This window comes from Caballeronia sp. AZ1_KS37, assembly GCF_023631165.1.
GTDB lineage: Bacteria > Pseudomonadota > Gammaproteobacteria > Burkholderiales > Burkholderiaceae > Caballeronia > Caballeronia zhejiangensis.
The window spans coordinates 1-16,633 of sequence record NZ_JALQDP010000015.1; the positions used below are offsets into that span (position 1 = coordinate 1).

Sequence of the window (16,633 nt, forward strand, 5' to 3'; positions counted from 1 at the left end):
CGGAATCAGACGCTACATTCACTACTACAATCACCACCGCATCAAGCTGAAGCTGAAAGGGCTGAGTCCTGTGATGTACAGAACTCAGCCCTTAGCGGCCTAGCCCAAAACTGTCCAACTTTGCGGGGTCAGTTCATTCATCGGCGGGGATTTTTTTCGACTGTTCAGCCGGATCACGCCGTCTTGTACTGATTGCGCGCCTCGGGCGACCGATACAGCACGAGCGTCGCGATCAGACCGCACACCGCGGCAAGTCCCATCCACAGTCCGGGCGCGGCCTTGTTGCCGGTCGCGTGGATCAGATACGTCGAGATCGCGGGCGTGAAACCGCCGATGGTCGTCGCGAGGCTATAGGCCATCGAGAAGCCGGTCGTGCGTACATCGACGGGCATTACTTCGGTCAGCGCGACCACCATCGCGCCGTTGTAGCTGCCGTACAGGAACGAGAGCCACAGTTCGCACATCAGCAGACGCACGAACGACGGCTCCGCGACGAGCCATTGCACGACCGGATACGACGTCAGAATGGTGAGAATCGTAAAGACGAGCAGCACCGGGCGGCGGCCGACGCGATCCGAGACCGCGCCCATCAGCGGCAGCCAGACGAGATTCGAGATGCCGACGCATACGGTCACGACGAGCGCATCGATCGCGGAGAGCTTCAGCACTTCCTTGCCGAAGGTCGGCGTGTACGCGGTGATCATGTAGAACGACACCGTCGTCATGATGACCATGCCCATGCCGGCCAGCACGACGCCCCAGTTCTGCCCGATCGAGCGCGCGATCTCGCCCATGCTCGGACGATGCTTCCGCGCGAGGAACTCGTCTGTTTCACGCAGCGAGCGCCGCACGATGAAGAGAAACGGCACGATCAGGCAGCCGATCAAAAACGGCACGCGCCAGCCCCACGCGGTCATCTGCTCGGGCGGAAGGAGCCGGTTCATGATGACGCCGATCAGGGCGGCGAACACGACGGCGACCTGCTGGCTGCCCGACTGCCACGAACAATAGAAGCCCTTGTTGCCCTTGGTCGCGATTTCGGACAGATACACGGAGACGCCGCCCAGCTCCACGCCGGCCGAGAATCCTTGCAGCAGCCGCCCGCCTAGTACGATGACCGGCGCGAGCGCACCGATGGTCGCGTAGCCCGGCACGAGCGCGACGCACGCCGTCCCGACGGCCATTAGCCCGAGCGTGAGGATCAGGCCCTTGCGCCGGCCGTGATGATCGATATAGGCGCCGAGCACGATGGCGCCGACCGGCCGCATCAGAAAGCCCGCGCCGAAGACGGACAGCGCGAGCATCAGCGAGGCGAATTCGTTGCCGCTCGGAAAATAGGTTTTGGCGATCGCCGAGGCGTAATAGCCGTAGACCATGAAGTCATACATTTCGAGGAAGTTTCCGCTGACGACGCGAAACACCGTCTTGAACTTCGACTCGTTGGCGGGTGCTACGTGGGCTGTGGACATGAATTTCTCGAAAGAGCTGTGGGCGCACTTCAGTTTTTGGTTTCGGCGTGGCCGCAAGACCGTAGACGGTCGCCGTGCTCGGCCGGCCGCGACGACGGGACGACTTGTGCCATCTTTTGTAAGCGCAACGTCGACAATCTTAACGCCGCGCCGCTCGCGACTGTACACAACTTCGCGCAATATCGCCGAAATAAAGCTTAAAATACGATTACGTATGCCTAACTTTTAACTGACAGCACCTCAAAAGATGAACGCGAATATCAGGCTACGCACGGCGACCGCCGAAGACACCGCCCTCATCGCCTCGATGCACGCGTCGAGTTGGGCGTCGGCGTATCGGGGCATCCTGCCGGACGAGTATCTCGATCGCGATCTGAGCGCGGAGCGCGCCGAACACTGGATCGCGCGCATGAAGGATGTCGCGGCCGGCGCGGCGACCGTGTTCATCGCGGAGCACGAGGGCGAGCCGGTCGGCTTCATCTGTCTCGTCGAGCCGGATGCGGCGGGCAGCGTGCTCGTCGACAATCTGCACGCGCTGCCGGGACATCGCGGCCTCGGCACCGGCACCGCGATGCTCGAGGAAGCGGCGCGTTGGGCACGCGCGCGCGGGGCGCGGGAACTGTATCTTTCCGTGCTCGAACAGAACGCCGCGGCGATCGGCTTTTACGAATCGCGCGGCTGGCAACTCGCGGCGCGCGAAGCGGATCACATGGCGGGCGTCGCGCTTTTCTCTCTTCGATACGTGTATCCGCTCGACTGAGCACACGAGGATCGGCTCGGTCAATAAGCATTCCTGTCAAAAATCGACAATAGGAATCTTCTGGTCGTCGGGGACGTGACCGTTTCGTATGATCGCGGGTCGAATTTCGGCGATTCTCGCGTCGAACCCGCGGTGCTGTCTCCATACACCACGATGGTCCGGGTGAGTTGTCGCGTTGCCCACGCCCGGGCGCATGCATGTGGAATCTTCATGTCCGAACCCTTGATCGTAGTGGAAGGCAATCTGCGTCTGCCGGCGCTGCGCGTGCTGAAGGATCCGTCCTTGAAATTCGGTTGCGAGTGGACGCCCGCGTGCGCGCGACCTGTCCAGTCGGAATCCGAAGTCGCGCTGTTCGCCGCGCGCTTCGCCACGGCTTATGTGCCGGCGCTGAGCCTGTCCGACACCAGCTCGCCCTATCGCGCCACGAGCCTGTGGGGCGTGTTCGGCAAAGAGGACATTCCCCGCGCGATGCTGCGCCTCATGCAAGGCTCGAATGCCCCCAGCAACGCCAGCGACTCGCGCACCGATCCCATCCAACTGGCGGTCAACGCTCCGAAGACCGCGCGGACCTATCGCCTGAGCGCGCCGGTCGCGACTGCGATCGCGGCGGCTTGCGGCGTGTTCATCGTATGGCTCGTGCTCGGATATCCGTCGGACTCGAAGCGCGACGCCGCACCGGCCGCGCAGAGCGAGACGCGCACGCAGCAAGCCGAGCCCGCATCGGCTCCGGCGCCGGTCGCGGCGACCGCCGTATCGACGGCCGATCAACCCGCGACGGACGCGCAGCCTTCGGTCGCGGAGCCTCCCGCCTCGCTCCCGGCCGCAACCGCCAATGACTCCGTCGCGCCAGGAATCGTGACTGCTGACAATCCGAAGTCACCTGCGGCATCGACGGCAGGACCGGAAAAGAACGGCGGTCGTGTGCGAGCCGTACTGACGCCGCGAGGGAAGCCGGCCTTTTACCGCATCCCTGCGTCGGACGCGCGCGTCGTGAAGCAGGAATCGGCGCGACCGGCGCGGGCGACGCGGGTCGAAAAAATCGCGAGCCGGTCCGCCAAGCACGGACCCGCGCGGCGCACGCGCTCGACGCCGGCCGCAACAATCGCGAGCCAGTCGAAGGCGTCGGAATCGACGAATCCGGCCACGCTCTACGCGATGCTTCAGCACTCACCGACACTCGACAGCAACGCGGCCTCGTCCGGTCGCGCATCCGCGAACAGCGCGCGCTGAAGCGCGCAATACGCATCAGAACGATCAACCATTCCCGGCCACGACGCCAACATGAAGCAACTACGTCATCATCTCCGTTACGCGACGCTCGCCCTCGCCTTGTCCCTGTGTGGTTTCCTTGCGCCTTTCGGCAGCACGTTCGCGGCGCCCGCAACGGCGGCGAAATCCGCCGCAAGCGAGCCCGCGCAACCCGCGCCCGTAGACCTCTCCGACTTGACCGCCAACTCGAACGCGCCGCGCGTCGAGGGGAACATCGCCGAGTTGCAGAGTCTCGTGCAGGCGGGAAGCCTCACCGAGTTGCGCGCCACGCGCAACGGCAGTTACGGGGCGCGGCTCTACTTCCTCGCGCAGGAAATGCTGTATTACGTCGCGCTGTCGCAGGACGCGCGCTTGTGGCGCGTCGTAAAGACACAGGACGCGGCCCGCGCGGAAACGATCTACGCGCAGTTCTCACGCAAGAGCTTCGAGCTTGCCGATGGCGAAATCCGCCGCGCGCAATTGCAGGCGCAGAAAGCGCTGCTCGATCGCGTGATCGCGAAATCGGCGGATCGCGCCAACCGTCTCACCGCCGATCTCGAACTCGCGCAGCAGCAGGATTCGCAGGTGTCGCAACGTCAGCAGCAATTGCAGGCCGAATCGGCCGTGCTGCAGACGGACAAGCTCGAAGCCGAACGCAAGCTGCGCACGCTGCAGTTGCAGGTCGAGCAGCTTCAAAAGCAGACGGAAGCCGGACTCGCGCCGGTGAGCGCGTCGCCGTCGCGTTGATCTGCGCGATACGCATCTGAAAACGAAGAAGGCCCGCTCGATCCGAGCGGGCCTTCCTGCTTGGCGACGTCGAAAACGCGTCTCGCGTCAGAAGCGTGTTTCGCGCGCGACGCGCAGAAACGTATCGAGCAGCGGCGTGCAATCGAGCAGTTCCGCGCCGCCCGCGCGATGAAACTCCGGATGCCACTGCACGCCGACGACAAACGGCGCCTTCCGGTAGCGCACCGCCTCGATGATCCCATCGGAGGCCGACACCGCCTCGATGTTCAGATCGCGCCCGATCGTCTTCACCGCCTGATGGTGGATCGAGTTGACGATCGCCTCGCGCTGGTTGGGGAACATGTTGACGAGCGTGGAGCCTTCGGGGAAGCGGATCGAATGCCTATGCTGGTCGTACTGCTCGTTGACGTGGATGCCGGCCGTGGGCACATCGGTGGCGATGTCGCCGTAAAGCGTGCCGCCGAACGCCACGTTGATGAGCTGACAGCCGCGGCACACGCCGAGCACCGGCTTGCCCGACTCGACGAACTCATGCAGCAACTCCAGTTCGTACATATCGCGCACGCGGTCGCCCGGCCATTCGGGACGCGTCGTCGCTTCTTCGTACGACTGCGGCGAGACGTCCGCGCCGCCTTGCAGCAGCAGGCCGTCGAGATGCTTCGCGTAGTCGCGCAGACGGATATTGCTCGTGTGCAGCATGCCCTGATTGCCGACCGTCGGAATCATGAACACGAGCACGTCGCGCGACATCACCCAATGCGCGATGGATTCCTCGAGATATTGCAGCGTCTTGCCGCGCAACCCTTTCGCGCCCGGCTCCGGATGAAAGATCCGCGCCGACACGCCGATGCGCAACGTGCGCTGAGTCATGCGCTGTCCCGCGCGATCGAAAATCTGCCGCGCGCGCGCCGCGATCACGCGGCCAAAGACGGACCACGCCGAATCGGATTGCTTGAGATACGCGGGTTGAGGCTGCGCGGACGTCTGCTCGGTGGCGGGCAGCGGCGGCGGATTGAGCTTGCCGAAGTCCGGCGCCTCGGTGAATTCGGGCGGCAGAACGGTGGCGCGGCCAGTCGGGGAATCGGACGACGCGGATTGCGCGTTCGCGGTGCTGGCGGCTTCCGCATCGGTCGCGGCCTCGAAGTTTTCGGCGAGGCTCGCACGCGGTTTCGCCGATGCGCGCTGCTTCTCGCGCACCGCGGCTTCCTGCGCGGCGGTCGCGCTAGCCGCCGATGCGCGCGCCTCGCGAGCGTCCTGCAGCGCGTCGTCGCGGCGGGCTTGCGCCGTGTCGGCCGGCTCGACGTTCGACGCGCTCGAAGGCGCATCCGTCGATGCCCGTTCGGTCGCGCTCGCCTGCGGACCGGGCGCCGAGGCCGCGGCGGCGGCTTCGGGCGAGGCCGTCGGGTTCGCGCTGCGCGGGGCGGCTTGTGAATCGGCGCCGCTGCGGCGGGCGTCGGTGCTGCTTGCGTCGTTGGACGTTTTGTTATCGCTCATTCCTGATTCAGGCGCTCGAACGCCATAAGGAGAGTGGACAAACCCCGATTATCCGCCTGAGACCTGCACGGGGCAAACCAGCACACATTTGGTCACATTGGCTCACATTATCGCGGGAACCCGGTGCGGGCCGCTGTCGGGGCTATCCCGTGACGAAAACCCTCAATGGTCGCGCGGCTCCTCGAAGGTCTCGCGCAAGGCGATCTGCATCGTCGCGTGGATTTTCACGCACCAGCGCCACAACACGGTCAGCAACAGCGCGACGCACACGAGCACGCCGACCATCAATCCGAACGGCGGCAGGATCCCGCCCGACAGTGCCGCGACGAGCAGGAAGACGCCGAACATCGCGACGATCGGAATGAGCCCGGAAATCGCCGAACGGATCGCGCTCGTGAAGCGCCCCGCTTTCGCGGGCTGCACGCTCACTTCGGCGAGCAGCAGCGCGAGCGATCCGAGCTTGCGATACACCGCGACGAGAAACGGCAGCGCGATCACCAACGCGGCGCCCCACAGCACGACGCGCTGCGCGTTATCGGTGTCGAGCCAGCGCGCGAGATAGCCCGACGCGAACGGCGCCGCATACGACGCGCCGAGAAAAATCGCCGCGACGAGCGCGAGATTCACCGCGATCTGCATGACGATGCGCCGCGTCATCGAGAAAAGCGTCGGGCCGCCGGACGCGGGCGTCAGGCTCGCGAGCCACTGCGAATACAGGCCGAAGGTATGCGCGAGCGGCGCGGGCATCGCGCGGGAAAGGCGCATCGTGAGCGGATCGGCGGCGCGGATCAGATACGGCGTGAAGAGCGTCGTGAGCGCGGACACGGCCACCGCGATCGGATAGAGAAAGCTGCTCGTGACCTTCAGCGACAGGCCGAGCGACGCGATGATGAACGAGAACTCGCCGATCTGCGAGACGCTCATGCCGACGCGCATCGACGTGCGGCCGTCCTTGCCGGCGAGAAACGCGCCGAGCCCGCACGACACGATCTTGCCGAGCACGACGGCAATCGTGATGACGGCGATCGGCCACGCGTAGTCGACGAGCACCGTCGGGTTCAGCAGCAAACCGATGGTGACGAAGAAGATCGCCGAGAACATGTCGCGCACCGGCGCGATCAGATGCTCGATGCGCGCGAGATGCCGCGACTCCGCCATGATCGCGCCGATGAGAAACGCGCCGAGCGCGATCGAATAATCGAGCTTCACGACGAGCAGGCAGAAGCCGAAGCAGAAGCCGAGCACGGTGACGAGCAGCATCTCGTCGCTCTTCGCCTTCGCGACGTAGTTGAGCGCGCGCGGCACCGTGAGAATGCCGACGACCAGCGACACCGTCATGAAAAGCAGCAGCTTGCCGAGCGTGACGACCGCGACGCCAGCGCTTACGGACCCCGTCTGCGCGATGCCGGAGAGCAGCACGAGCATCGCGATCGCGAGTATGTCTTCGACGATCAGAATGCCGAACACGATCTGCGCGAAGTGCTCGCCCTTCATGCCGAGTTCGGAAAGCGCCTTCACGATGATGGTTGTCGACGAGATCGCGAGCATCGCGCCGAGAAAGAGCGAGTCCATCGAGCTCCAGCCGAACCATCGCCCGATCTCGTAGCCGACCCAGATCATCAGCACGATTTCCGAAAGCGCGGCGACGAAGGCGGTCGCACCGACCTTGAAGAGCTTGCGCAAGCTGAATTCGAGCCCGAGCGAAAACATCAGGAAGACGACGCCGAGTTCGCCGAGCGTCTGGATGGTCGCTTCGTCGTGGATCAGATTGAACGGCGGCGTGTACGGCCCGATGATCACGCCCGCCGCGATATAACCCAGCACGACCGGCTGCCGCAGACGGTGAAAGAGCACCGTCACCACGCCCGCGATGGCCATGATCACTGCGAGATCCTGAATGAAGCCGATCGCGTGATGCATCAACTATTTCCTTACAAAATGATAATGGGATAGCCGATGTTACCGCACGGACGCGGATTCCTGCCCTCCGGCAAGCGATCTTTTGGACGCGCATCGCGCTGGTGCAAGCGCAAAGAAAAGGCCCGCGCAAATGGCGGGCCTCGATGAAAACGAAAGAACAACGGCGCTCAGACTGCCGCTTCGTTTTCCTCGCCGGTGCGAATGCGGATCACGCGCTCGACATCGGCGACGAAGATCTTGCCGTCGCCGATCTTGCCCGTGCGCGCGGCGCCGATGATCGCGTCGATGACCTGATCGGTTTGATCGTTCGCGACGACGACTTCGATCTTCACCTTCGGCAGGAAGTCGACGACATACTCTGCACCACGATAAAGCTCGGTATGCCCCTTCTGACGGCCGAAGCCCTTCACTTCCGTGACCGTGAGACCGGTCAGGCCCACTTCGGCCAGCGCTTCGCGAACTTCGTCGAGCTTGAACGGTTTGATGATGGCGGTGATGCGTTTCATGGCGTGCCTCGCGTAAAGATCGATTCAAGGGGTTCGAAAAAAGGTCGTGTCCCGCGCGGGACAGATGTTTTCGATTCTAGCCGCGTTTCATCGAGCAGGCGGTCCGTATATTCGCGAGGACGTCGGATATCACTCCTTCGTCGGCACGCGTTCGAGGTCCGCGAGCCACACCGTCGCCTGGCCGTCGCTCGGCGCGCGCCAGTCGCCGCGCGGCGAAAGCGAGCCGCCCGAGCCGACCTTCGGCGCGTTCGGCACGCATGAGCGCTTGAACTGACTCGTGCGGAAGAACCGATCCAGGAAGATGCGCAGATTTTTGCGGATCGCGCCGATGTCGTATTGATTCCGCGTAACGGTCGGGCCTTCCGGCCACGCGCCCGCATCGCGATCGCGCCATGCATGCAACGCGAGAAACGCGACCTTCGTTGGTGCAAAGCCGAAGCGCAACGTGTAGTACAGATTGAAGTCCTGCAATTCGTACGGGCCGATCACGCTCTCCGTCTTCTGCTCCACCACGCCGCTCGTCTTGCCGGGGATGAGTTCCGGGCTGATATCGGTGGAGAGGATGTTTTCGAGCACATCGGTTCCGCTTCCGCCGATCTGTCCCGACTCGGCAACCCAGCGCACCAGATGCGTGATCAGCGTCTTCGGCACGCTCGCGTTCACGTTGTAGTGGGACATGTGATCGCCCACTCCGTAGGTGCACCAACCAAGTGCGAGCTCGCTCAGATCGCCCGTGCCGATGACGATCGCATGGTTGAAGTTCGCAAGCCGGAACAGATGGCTCGTGCGTTCGCCCGCCTGCACGTTCTCGTACGTGATGTCGTATTGTTCGGCGCCCGTGCTGTGCGGATGGCCGATGTCGGCGAGCATCTGCACGCAGCTCGGACGAATGTCGATCTCGCTCGCCGTGCAGCCGACGACTTCCATCAGCTCGCGCGCCTGCTTGAGCGTGCGGTCGCTGGTGGCGAAGCCGGGCATCGTATAGGCGAGGATGTTCGAGCGCGGCAGACCGAGGCGGTCCATCGCTTTCGCGCACACGAGCAGTGCATGCGTCGAGTCCAGCCCGCCCGATATGCCGATGACCACCTTCGACATCCCCGACGATTGCAGGCGTTGCAGCAACGCCTGCACCTGAATGTTGTAGACCTCGTTGCATCGTTCGTCGCGGCGCGCGGCATCGGCGGGCACGTACGGAAAGCGCGCGACCCGGCGTTCGAGCGGCAGCTTTTCATCGTCGGGAATCGATAGTGGAAATTCGATCACGTCGAATTGCGCGACTTCGCCGGCGTGGCGATGCGTCGAGCGGCCGAACGTGGTTTGCCGCATGCGTTCGCGCGAGAGGCGTTCGAGATCGATATCGGCGTAAATGAGGTGCGACTGGTCCGAGAAGCGCTCGGACTCCGCCAGCAGCTCGCCGTTTTCGTAGATGAGGCCTTGCCCGTCCCAGGCGAGATCGGTGGACGATTCGCCATTGCCCGCCGATGTGTACAGATACGCCGCGACGCAACGCGCAGACTGCTGCCCGACGAGCTGATGCCGATAAGCCGACTTGCCCACGACGATATTCGACGCCGACAGATTCACGAGCACGGTCGCGCCCGCAAGCGCCGCGAACGACGACGGCGGAATCGGCACCCACACGTCCTCGCAAATCTCGACGTGAAACCGGAAGAGCGGAAGATCCTCGATCTGAAACAGCAGCGACGCGCCGAACGGCACGTCCTGACCGCATAGCGTGACCGTGTTTTCGGCGGCGGCATCGGCGGGACTGAACTGGCGCGCCTCGTAGAACTCGCCGTAGTTCGGAAGATAGCTCTTCGGCACGACGCCGCGAATAAAGCCGCCGGCGATGACGATCGCGCAGTTGAAGAGCTTATGCTCGGCGCGCACCGGCGCGCCGACGATCATCGCGATATCGAGTTGCTTCGATGCGTCGAGAATGCTTTGCAGCGCGTCTTCGCACGCGTCGAGCAACGCGCGCTGATGGAAGAGATCGTCGCAGGTATACGCGGACACCCCGAGCTCGGGAAACGCGACGAGCACCGCGCCGTGCGCGGCGGCTTCTTTCGCGAGTTCGATCGTCTGCGCCGCGTTGAACGCGGGATCGGCGACCTTGCAGGACGGAACGCCGACCGCGACGCGCGCGAAATCGTGGCTGTACAGGTTGAAGAAATTTCTGCTCATGGCTGACATGGATGTGCGCGAGTTGCAGCGAAGGGGGTCGAATCGATTATCGCATCTCAGGTTTTCTTCCTGAACGGCGTGTGCGCTTCGAGTTCCTCGATGTGCTGATCCATCGCCTGCGTTTCGGCATCGAGAAATTCGGCGATCGCGTGCGCGAAACGCTGATCCGCGATCCAGTGCGCGGACCATGTCGGCGTCGGCAACAGTCCGCGCGACATCTTGTGCACACCCTGCGCGCCGCCCTCGAAACGCGCGAGCCTATGTTCGATGCAATACGCGATGCCCTGCATGTAGCACGTCTCGAAGTGCAGCCCGGAGACGAACTCCCGCGTGCCCCAATAGCGGCCGTACATCGTGTCGCCGCCGATCATGTTGAGCGCGCACGCGAGGCGCTCGCCGTCCACTTCGGCGATGACGAGCAGCATGCTGTCGGGCGCATCGGCGTGAATGCGGCCGAAGAACTCGCGCGTCAGATACGGCGCGTTCCAGTGCTCGCGATACGTGTTGTCGTAACAGTCGTAGAAGAAGTCGAGCGCGGCATCGTCGATTTCGCCACCGCGCAGCCACTTGTACGTGACGCCCGCATCCGCCACGCGCCGGCGATCCTGCTTCACTTTCTTGCGCTTGTCGTGGCTCATCGTCGCGAGGAAGGCGTCGAAGCTCGCGTAGCCATCGCCGGGCAGATTCTCCCAGTGGAACTGCACGCCTTCGCGCAGCATGTAGCCCGCGTCGGTGAGCGCCTCGACATCCTGCGCGTGTGGAAACAGCACGTGCAGCGACGACAGTTCGAGTCGCCGCGTCAATTCGATCGCGCCGCGCGCGAGCAGCACGCGATCCTCGTGATGCGCGGCGATGAGGCGCGGGCCCGTGACCGGCGAAAACGGCACCGCCGACAGCGCCTTCGGGTAGTAGCGCAGACCGTGGCGCTCGAAGGCATCGGCCCAGGCGTGATCGAACACGTATTCGCCGCGCGAATGCGACTTGATGTAGAGCGGCATCGCGCCGGCAAATTCGCCGCCGCGCTTCAGTATCAGATGATGCGCGCGCCAGCCGGTGCGCTTGACGGCGCACTCCGTCTCCTGCAACGCCGAGAGAAACGCGTGACGCACGAACGGGTTTTCGCCGGCGAGCCGGTTCCAGTCGTCGGCGGCGATGTCGGCGAGCGCATCGACCACATGAATTTCGACCTCGCGATTCAACAGGCTACCTCGCTGTGATTGACCGACGAGCACGCCCGAACCATCGCAGAGCGCGCCCGAAAGCGGCTATTCTCGCGCAAGTCGCAGCGGCGCGCCGATGCGGACAAAACGCCCCGGCGCGGTGCTTTCGGCGATAATGCGCGGCAAATCTTTCATCGTTCTCCCATGCCCTGGTTTCTGTACCTGATCGAATGCGCCGACGGCAGCCTCTACACGGGCATCGCGACGGACGTCGAGGCGCGCTTCACCGCGCACGCGAGCGGCAAGGGCGCGCGCTACACGCGGGCGCGAAAGCCGGTGCGCGTGCTGGCGTCGTTCGAACTGGCGGGGAAATCGGAGGCGCTGCGCGCGGAATATCGCGTGAAGCAACTGACCGCGCAGCAGAAGCGCGCGTTGATTGCGGGGGAAAGGACGCTGGAGTCGTTGTTGCCTCAGACCGAAGCAAGCGAAGAAGAAAAAAAAAACGCCGCCGCGTGGGTGACACGCGGCGGCGTTTTGTCGGAGAACGCGTTTACTTCTTGTAGTTCGCGACGCCTTCCGAGATTTCCTTGTGCGCGGCGTCGATGCCGGCCCAGCCTTCGACCTTCACCCACTTGCCCTTTTCGAGCGCCTTGTAGTTCTCGAAGAAGTGCTTGATCTGGTCTTTCAGATACTCGGGCACGTCGTCGATCGACTTGATGTTTGCCGTCATCGGGCAGACCTTGTCGTGCGCCACCGCGACGAGCTTCGCGTCCACGCCCGATTCATCGGTCATCTGCAGCATGCCGACCGCGCGCGCACGCACGACCGAGCCCGCCAGCAGCGGATACGGCGTGATGACGAGCACGTCGACCGGGTCGCCGTCGCCGGAGAGCGTCTGCGGAATGAAGCCGTAGTTCGCCGGATAGCGCATGCCGGTGCCGACGAAACGGTCGACGACGAGCAGGCCCATGTCCTTGTCCGCTTCGTATTTGACCGGATCGCTCTGCGCGGGAATTTCGATGATGACGTTGAAATCGTGCGGGAGATCTTTGCCGGGAGGTACGTTGTTGAAGCTCATGAGCGCTCTCTGGAGAAGTTGAGATCGGAGATGGAATCGCACGGGCGGACGGTGTCTTGCGGCCCGTCGCGCTTGTCTGCGCGTGATTTCGCCATTATAGCCAATCGACCCCGCACGCCCGACGCACGTTCCCGGTTGGCGCGATAATCGGTTTCCGGCTCCAGAACATCCGATTTCAGGAGACATGCATGGAAGACGCGAAGCATTTCATCGATAACCGCTGGATCGCGGCATCGGGCAACGAGACGATTCCGGTCGTCGATCCGTCCGATGGCCAGGTCTTCGCGCAGATCGCGCGGGGCACCGCGGCGGACATCGACCGCGCGGTCGCCGCCGCCCGCGCGGCCTTCGACGGCGGCTGGGGCGCGACGAGCGCGGCGGAACGCGGGCGCATCCTCGCGCGCCTGTCGATGCTGATCGGCGCGTGCCACGAGGAGATCGCGCAGGTCGAGGCGCGCGACACCGGCAAGCCGCTGAAGCAGGCACGCGCCGACGCCACCGGCATCGCGCGGTATTTCGAGTTTTACGCGGGCGCCGCCGACAAGCTCCACGGCGAAACCCTGCCCTATCAGCACGGCTACACCGTGCTCACGATCCGCGAGCCGCACGGCGTGACCGGGCATATCGTGCCGTGGAACTATCCGCTGCAGATTTTCGGGCGCAGCGTCGGCGCGGCGCTCGCCGCGGGCAACGCGTGCGTCGTGAAGCCGGCGGAGGACGCGTGCCTGTCGCTGTTGCGCATCGCGGAACTGGCGGCGGAAGCCGGCCTGCCGGATGGCGCGCTCAATATCGTCACCGGATACGGTCACGAAGCGGGCGCGGCGCTCGCGCGGCATCCGGGCATCGATCACATCTCGTTCACCGGCTCGCCCGCGACGGGCGCGGCCGTCACCAAGATGGCCGCCGACAATCACGTCCCCGTCACGCTGGAACTCGGCGGCAAGTCGCCGCAAATCGTATTCGCCGATGCCGATTTCGACGCCGCTCTCCCCGTGCTCGTCGCCGCGATCGTGCAGAACGCCGGACAGACGTGCTCGGCGGGCAGCCGCGTGCTGATCGAGCGCGCGGCGTACGAACCCTTGCTGGATCGTCTCTCGGAGGCGTTCGCGGCGCTGAAGGTCGGTCCGAGCAAGCTCGATCTCGACTGCGGCCCGCTCATCAGCGCGAAGCAGCAGCAGCGCGTGTGGGATTTTCTGTCCGATGCGCAGCACGACGGCATTCCGATGGCCGCGCACGGCGAAGTCGTCGGCGATGCGCCCGAAGCGGGCTTCTATCAGGCGCCGACGCTGTTGCGCGACGTCCCGCCGACGCATCGTCTCGCGCGCGAGGAAGTGTTCGGCCCGGTGCTCGCCGCGATACCCTTCGACGACGAAGCCGACGCGCTCCGACTCGCCAACGGCACCGACTACGGGCTCGTCGCCGGCATCTGGACCCGCGACGGCGCGCGTCAGATGCGGCTCGCGCGCCGCGTGCGTTCCGGACAGGTGTTCATCAACAACTACGGCGCGGGCGGCGGCATCGAATTGCCGTTCGGCGGCGTCAAGCATTCGGGACACGGACGCGAGAAAGGCTTCGAGGCGCTGTACGGCTTCACGACGCTCAAGACCATCGCCATCAAACACGGATAAGGAGACACGCATGCGACTGCAAGGCAAAACCGTCATCGTGACGGGCGGCGGCTCGGGATTCGGCGAAGGCATCGCGAAGACGTTCGCGCGTGAGGGCGCGAACGTCGTCGTCAACGATCTGAACGGGCCGGCCGCCGAGCGCGTCGCGAGCGAGATCGCGCTCGCATCGTCGCCGGAGGTGAAGCACGGCCGCGCGATCGCCGTTCAAGGCGATGTGACGAAGCGCGCCGACTGGCAAACGCTATTCGATGCCGCGATCGGGGACTTCGGCAGCGTGCAGATCGTCGTCAACAACGCGGGCACGACGCACCGTAACAAGCCCGTTCTCGACGTCACCGAGGCCGAATTCGACCGCGTCTACGCGGTGAACGTGAAGAGCATCTATTGGAGCGTCGAGCAGTTCGTGCCGTACTTTCGCGAACGGGGCGGCGGCGCGTTCATCAATATCGCGTCGACGGCGGGCGTGCGGCCGCGTCCGGGACTCGTCTGGTACAACGGCAGCAAGGCGGCGGTCATCATCGCGAGCAAGGCGCTCGCGGTCGAACTGGGCGCGGACCGCATCCGCGTGAACTGCATCAATCCGGTGATGGGCGAGACCGCCCTGCTCTCCGAGTTCATGGGCATGGAGGACACGCCCGAGAACCGCCGCAAGTTTCTCGCGACGATACCGCTCGGCCGGCTTTCGACGCCTCAGGACATCGCCAACGCGGCGCTTTATCTCGCATCCGACGATGCCGAGTTCATCACCGGCGTCGCGCTCGAAGTGGACGGCGGACGCTGCGTCTGACGCTTGCCCGCGCACGCCGCGCGCCGTGTGCGGCGAGTGCGGGCATCGGTGCTTTCCCTAGCAGAAACGGGCGTTTTGCGGTGCGGCCGACGGGCTAGAATCCTTACGCGCCTGTAATCGCGAGCGGGCCCGTCCGCTCGCCTGGCGCACACAAAAAATATTGGAGACAAGCATCATGGCCAGCACCGCCAAACCCATGCCGCGCCCCGGCGCGGGCACGCCTTCCGCGTTCGAGGAGGCCACTTACCGAAAGGTCGTCTGGCGTCTCGCGCCGCTTCTGCTGATCTGTTATGTGGTGGCGTATCTCGACCGCGTGAACGTCGGCTTCGCCAAGCTGCAGATGGCCGCCGATTTGCAACTGTCGGATGCCGTGTACGGCTTCGGCGCGGGCATTTTCTTCTTCGGCTACTTCATCTTCGAGATTCCGTCGAACATCATCTTGCATCGCGTCGGCGCGCGCGTGTGGATCGCGCGGATCATGATTACGTGGGGCGTCATTTCGGCGCTCACGATGTTCATCACCACGCCGACGATGTTCTACGTCATGCGCTTTCTGCTCGGCGCGGCGGAAGCGGGCTTCTTCCCCGGCATCATTCTTTATCTGACGTACTGGTTTCCGGCGCAGCGGCGCGGGCGCATCACGACGCTGTTCATGACGGCGATCGCGCTTTCGGGTCTGATCGGCGGGCCGATCAGCGGCTGGATCATGGATGCGTTCCACATGAAGAACGGCTGGCACGGCTGGCAATGGCTGCTGCTGCTCGAAGGCATTCCGTCGATCATCGTCGGCATCGTCGTGTTCCTGAAGCTCGACGATCGTATCTCGAAGGCTTCTTGGCTCACGCAGGAAGAACGCGAACTGCTCGAACGCAACATCGCGGCGGATAACGTCCAGAAGGAAGATCTGTCGCTGGGCAAGATCTTGTCGAGCCCGAAAGTGTGGCTGATGAGCATCATCTACTTCTCGTTCGTGATGGGACTGTATGGCGTGAGCTTCTGGCTGCCGACGATCATCAAGTCGATGGGGATCAAGGATGCGCTGCATGTCGGCCTGCTCTCCGCGATTCCTTATGGCGCGGCGGTGATCGGCATGCTGTACGCGGCGCGCAGCGCGGATCGTTCCGGCGAGCGTCGCTGGCATATCGCGATTCCGGCGTTGATCGGTGCGATCGGGCTGGTGCTGTCGGTGGTGTGGTTCAACAACACGACGCTCGCGATGCTCGGCCTCACGCTCGCCACGATGGGCATTCTCACGACGCTGCCGCTGTTCTGGAGTCTGCCGACGGCGTTTCTTGCCGGCACCGGGGCGGCTGCGGGTATTGCGATGATCAACTCGCTTGGGAATCTCGCCGGGTTTTTGAGTCCTTATCTCGTGGGGTGGTTGAAGCAGGTCACTGCTTCTAATTCGAGTGGGATGTATATGCTCGCGGGTTTTCTCGTTCTTGGGGCTGTGCTTGTGCTTAGTGTGCCGGCGCGGTTGGTTAATCGGTAAGGTTGCGTTCCGCTTTCTTTTTCGCGGCAGCCTGTGATCGCGTCGGTCTGTTGGCACTGCCCTTGTGCAGGGCAGTCCCAATAGACCGACGCGTAATCGCGAGCCGGCGGAAAAGAACGAAACCCGCACCGCAACGATGCACATCCCCCGTGCATGCACC

14 protein-coding genes and 1 pseudogene are annotated in these 16,633 nt (G+C 64.1%); 8 read left to right on the plus strand and 7 right to left on the minus strand.

What is annotated here, in order from left to right:
- Positions 1–103 (plus strand): IS3 family transposase (locus NCS00_RS10685; protein WP_250439142.1); only part of this gene is annotated, 103 nt, incomplete at its 5' end.
- A gap of 70 nt (positions 104–173) precedes the next feature.
- On the opposite strand, the gene NCS00_RS10690 is transcribed toward NCS00_RS10685, so the two are convergent.
- Positions 174–1,469 (minus strand): MFS transporter, encoded by a 1,296-nt coding sequence (locus NCS00_RS10690; protein WP_250440051.1) that lies wholly within the window; start codon positions 1,467–1,469, stop codon positions 174–176.
- A 247-nt stretch (positions 1,470–1,716) separates the two neighbouring features.
- On the opposite strand from NCS00_RS10690, the gene NCS00_RS10695 reads away from it, so the two are divergent.
- From NCS00_RS10695 to NCS00_RS10705, 3 genes are all read left to right on the plus strand, one after another.
- The gene (locus NCS00_RS10695; RefSeq protein WP_250435007.1) at positions 1,717–2,229 is read left to right on the plus strand and encodes a GNAT family N-acetyltransferase; all 513 of its coding nucleotides are present in this window, start codon (positions 1,717–1,719) and stop codon (positions 2,227–2,229) included.
- 210 nt (positions 2,230–2,439) lie between these two features.
- Positions 2,440–3,459, plus strand: coding sequence for a hypothetical protein (locus NCS00_RS10700; protein ID WP_250440052.1), 1,020 nt, complete (start codon positions 2,440–2,442; stop codon positions 3,457–3,459).
- A 51-nt stretch (positions 3,460–3,510) separates the two neighbouring features.
- On the plus strand, positions 3,511–4,224 hold the full coding sequence (locus NCS00_RS10705) for a DUF2968 domain-containing protein (RefSeq protein WP_034472732.1): 714 nt from the start codon (positions 3,511–3,513) through the stop codon (positions 4,222–4,224).
- Between the two features lie 87 nt (positions 4,225–4,311).
- Here NCS00_RS10705 and NCS00_RS10710 read toward each other — a convergent pair whose 3' ends face one another.
- From NCS00_RS10710 to NCS00_RS10730, 5 genes are all read right to left on the minus strand, one after another.
- Positions 4,312–5,718 (minus strand): gamma-glutamyl-gamma-aminobutyrate hydrolase family protein, encoded by a 1,407-nt coding sequence (locus tag NCS00_RS10710; RefSeq protein ID WP_008342450.1) that lies wholly within the window; start codon positions 5,716–5,718, stop codon positions 4,312–4,314.
- 162 nt (positions 5,719–5,880) lie between these two features.
- Complete coding sequence (locus tag NCS00_RS10715; protein ID WP_250440053.1) at positions 5,881–7,638, minus strand: cation:proton antiporter; 1,758 nt, start codon at positions 7,636–7,638, stop codon at positions 5,881–5,883.
- Positions 7,639–7,805: 167 nt separating this feature from the next.
- Positions 7,806–8,144 (minus strand): P-II family nitrogen regulator, encoded by a 339-nt coding sequence (gene glnK / locus NCS00_RS10720; RefSeq protein ID WP_008342452.1) that lies wholly within the window; start codon positions 8,142–8,144, stop codon positions 7,806–7,808.
- 129 nt (positions 8,145–8,273) lie between these two features.
- Positions 8,274–10,328, minus strand: a complete 2,055-nt coding sequence (locus tag NCS00_RS10725) for an NAD(+) synthase (protein WP_008342453.1) — start codon at positions 10,326–10,328, stop codon at positions 8,274–8,276.
- Positions 10,329–10,384: 56 nt separating this feature from the next.
- Positions 10,385–11,527: a GNAT family N-acetyltransferase gene (locus tag NCS00_RS10730; RefSeq protein ID WP_250440055.1), complete on the minus strand. Its 1,143-nt coding sequence runs from the start codon at positions 11,525–11,527 to the stop codon at positions 10,385–10,387.
- A gap of 165 nt (positions 11,528–11,692) precedes the next feature.
- Between NCS00_RS10730 and NCS00_RS10735 the strand changes: the two are divergent.
- A pseudogene (locus NCS00_RS10735) lies at positions 11,693–11,902 on the plus strand (GIY-YIG nuclease family protein); the annotation flags it as partial.
- 136 nt (positions 11,903–12,038) lie between these two features.
- Here NCS00_RS10735 and ppa read toward each other — a convergent pair.
- The gene (gene ppa, locus NCS00_RS10740; protein ID WP_008342456.1) at positions 12,039–12,566 is read right to left on the minus strand and encodes an inorganic diphosphatase; all 528 of its coding nucleotides are present in this window, start codon (positions 12,564–12,566) and stop codon (positions 12,039–12,041) included.
- A gap of 188 nt (positions 12,567–12,754) precedes the next feature.
- On the opposite strand from ppa, the gene NCS00_RS10745 reads away from it, so the two are divergent.
- The 3 genes from NCS00_RS10745 (at position 12,755) to NCS00_RS10755 (ending at position 16,473) form a co-directional block, all read left to right on the plus strand.
- Positions 12,755–14,194, plus strand: a complete 1,440-nt coding sequence (locus NCS00_RS10745) for an aldehyde dehydrogenase family protein (RefSeq protein ID WP_250440057.1) — start codon at positions 12,755–12,757, stop codon at positions 14,192–14,194.
- Positions 14,195–14,204: 10 nt separating this feature from the next.
- Positions 14,205–14,981 carry an SDR family oxidoreductase gene (locus tag NCS00_RS10750; protein ID WP_250440059.1) on the plus strand — a complete coding sequence of 259 codons (777 nt, stop codon included), beginning with the start codon at positions 14,205–14,207 and terminating at the stop codon, positions 14,979–14,981.
- 175 nt (positions 14,982–15,156) lie between these two features.
- Entirely contained in the window at positions 15,157–16,473 is a 1,317-nt protein-coding gene (locus tag NCS00_RS10755) for an MFS transporter (RefSeq protein WP_008342460.1), read from the plus strand.
- Positions 16,474–16,633: the final 160 nt, after the last annotated feature.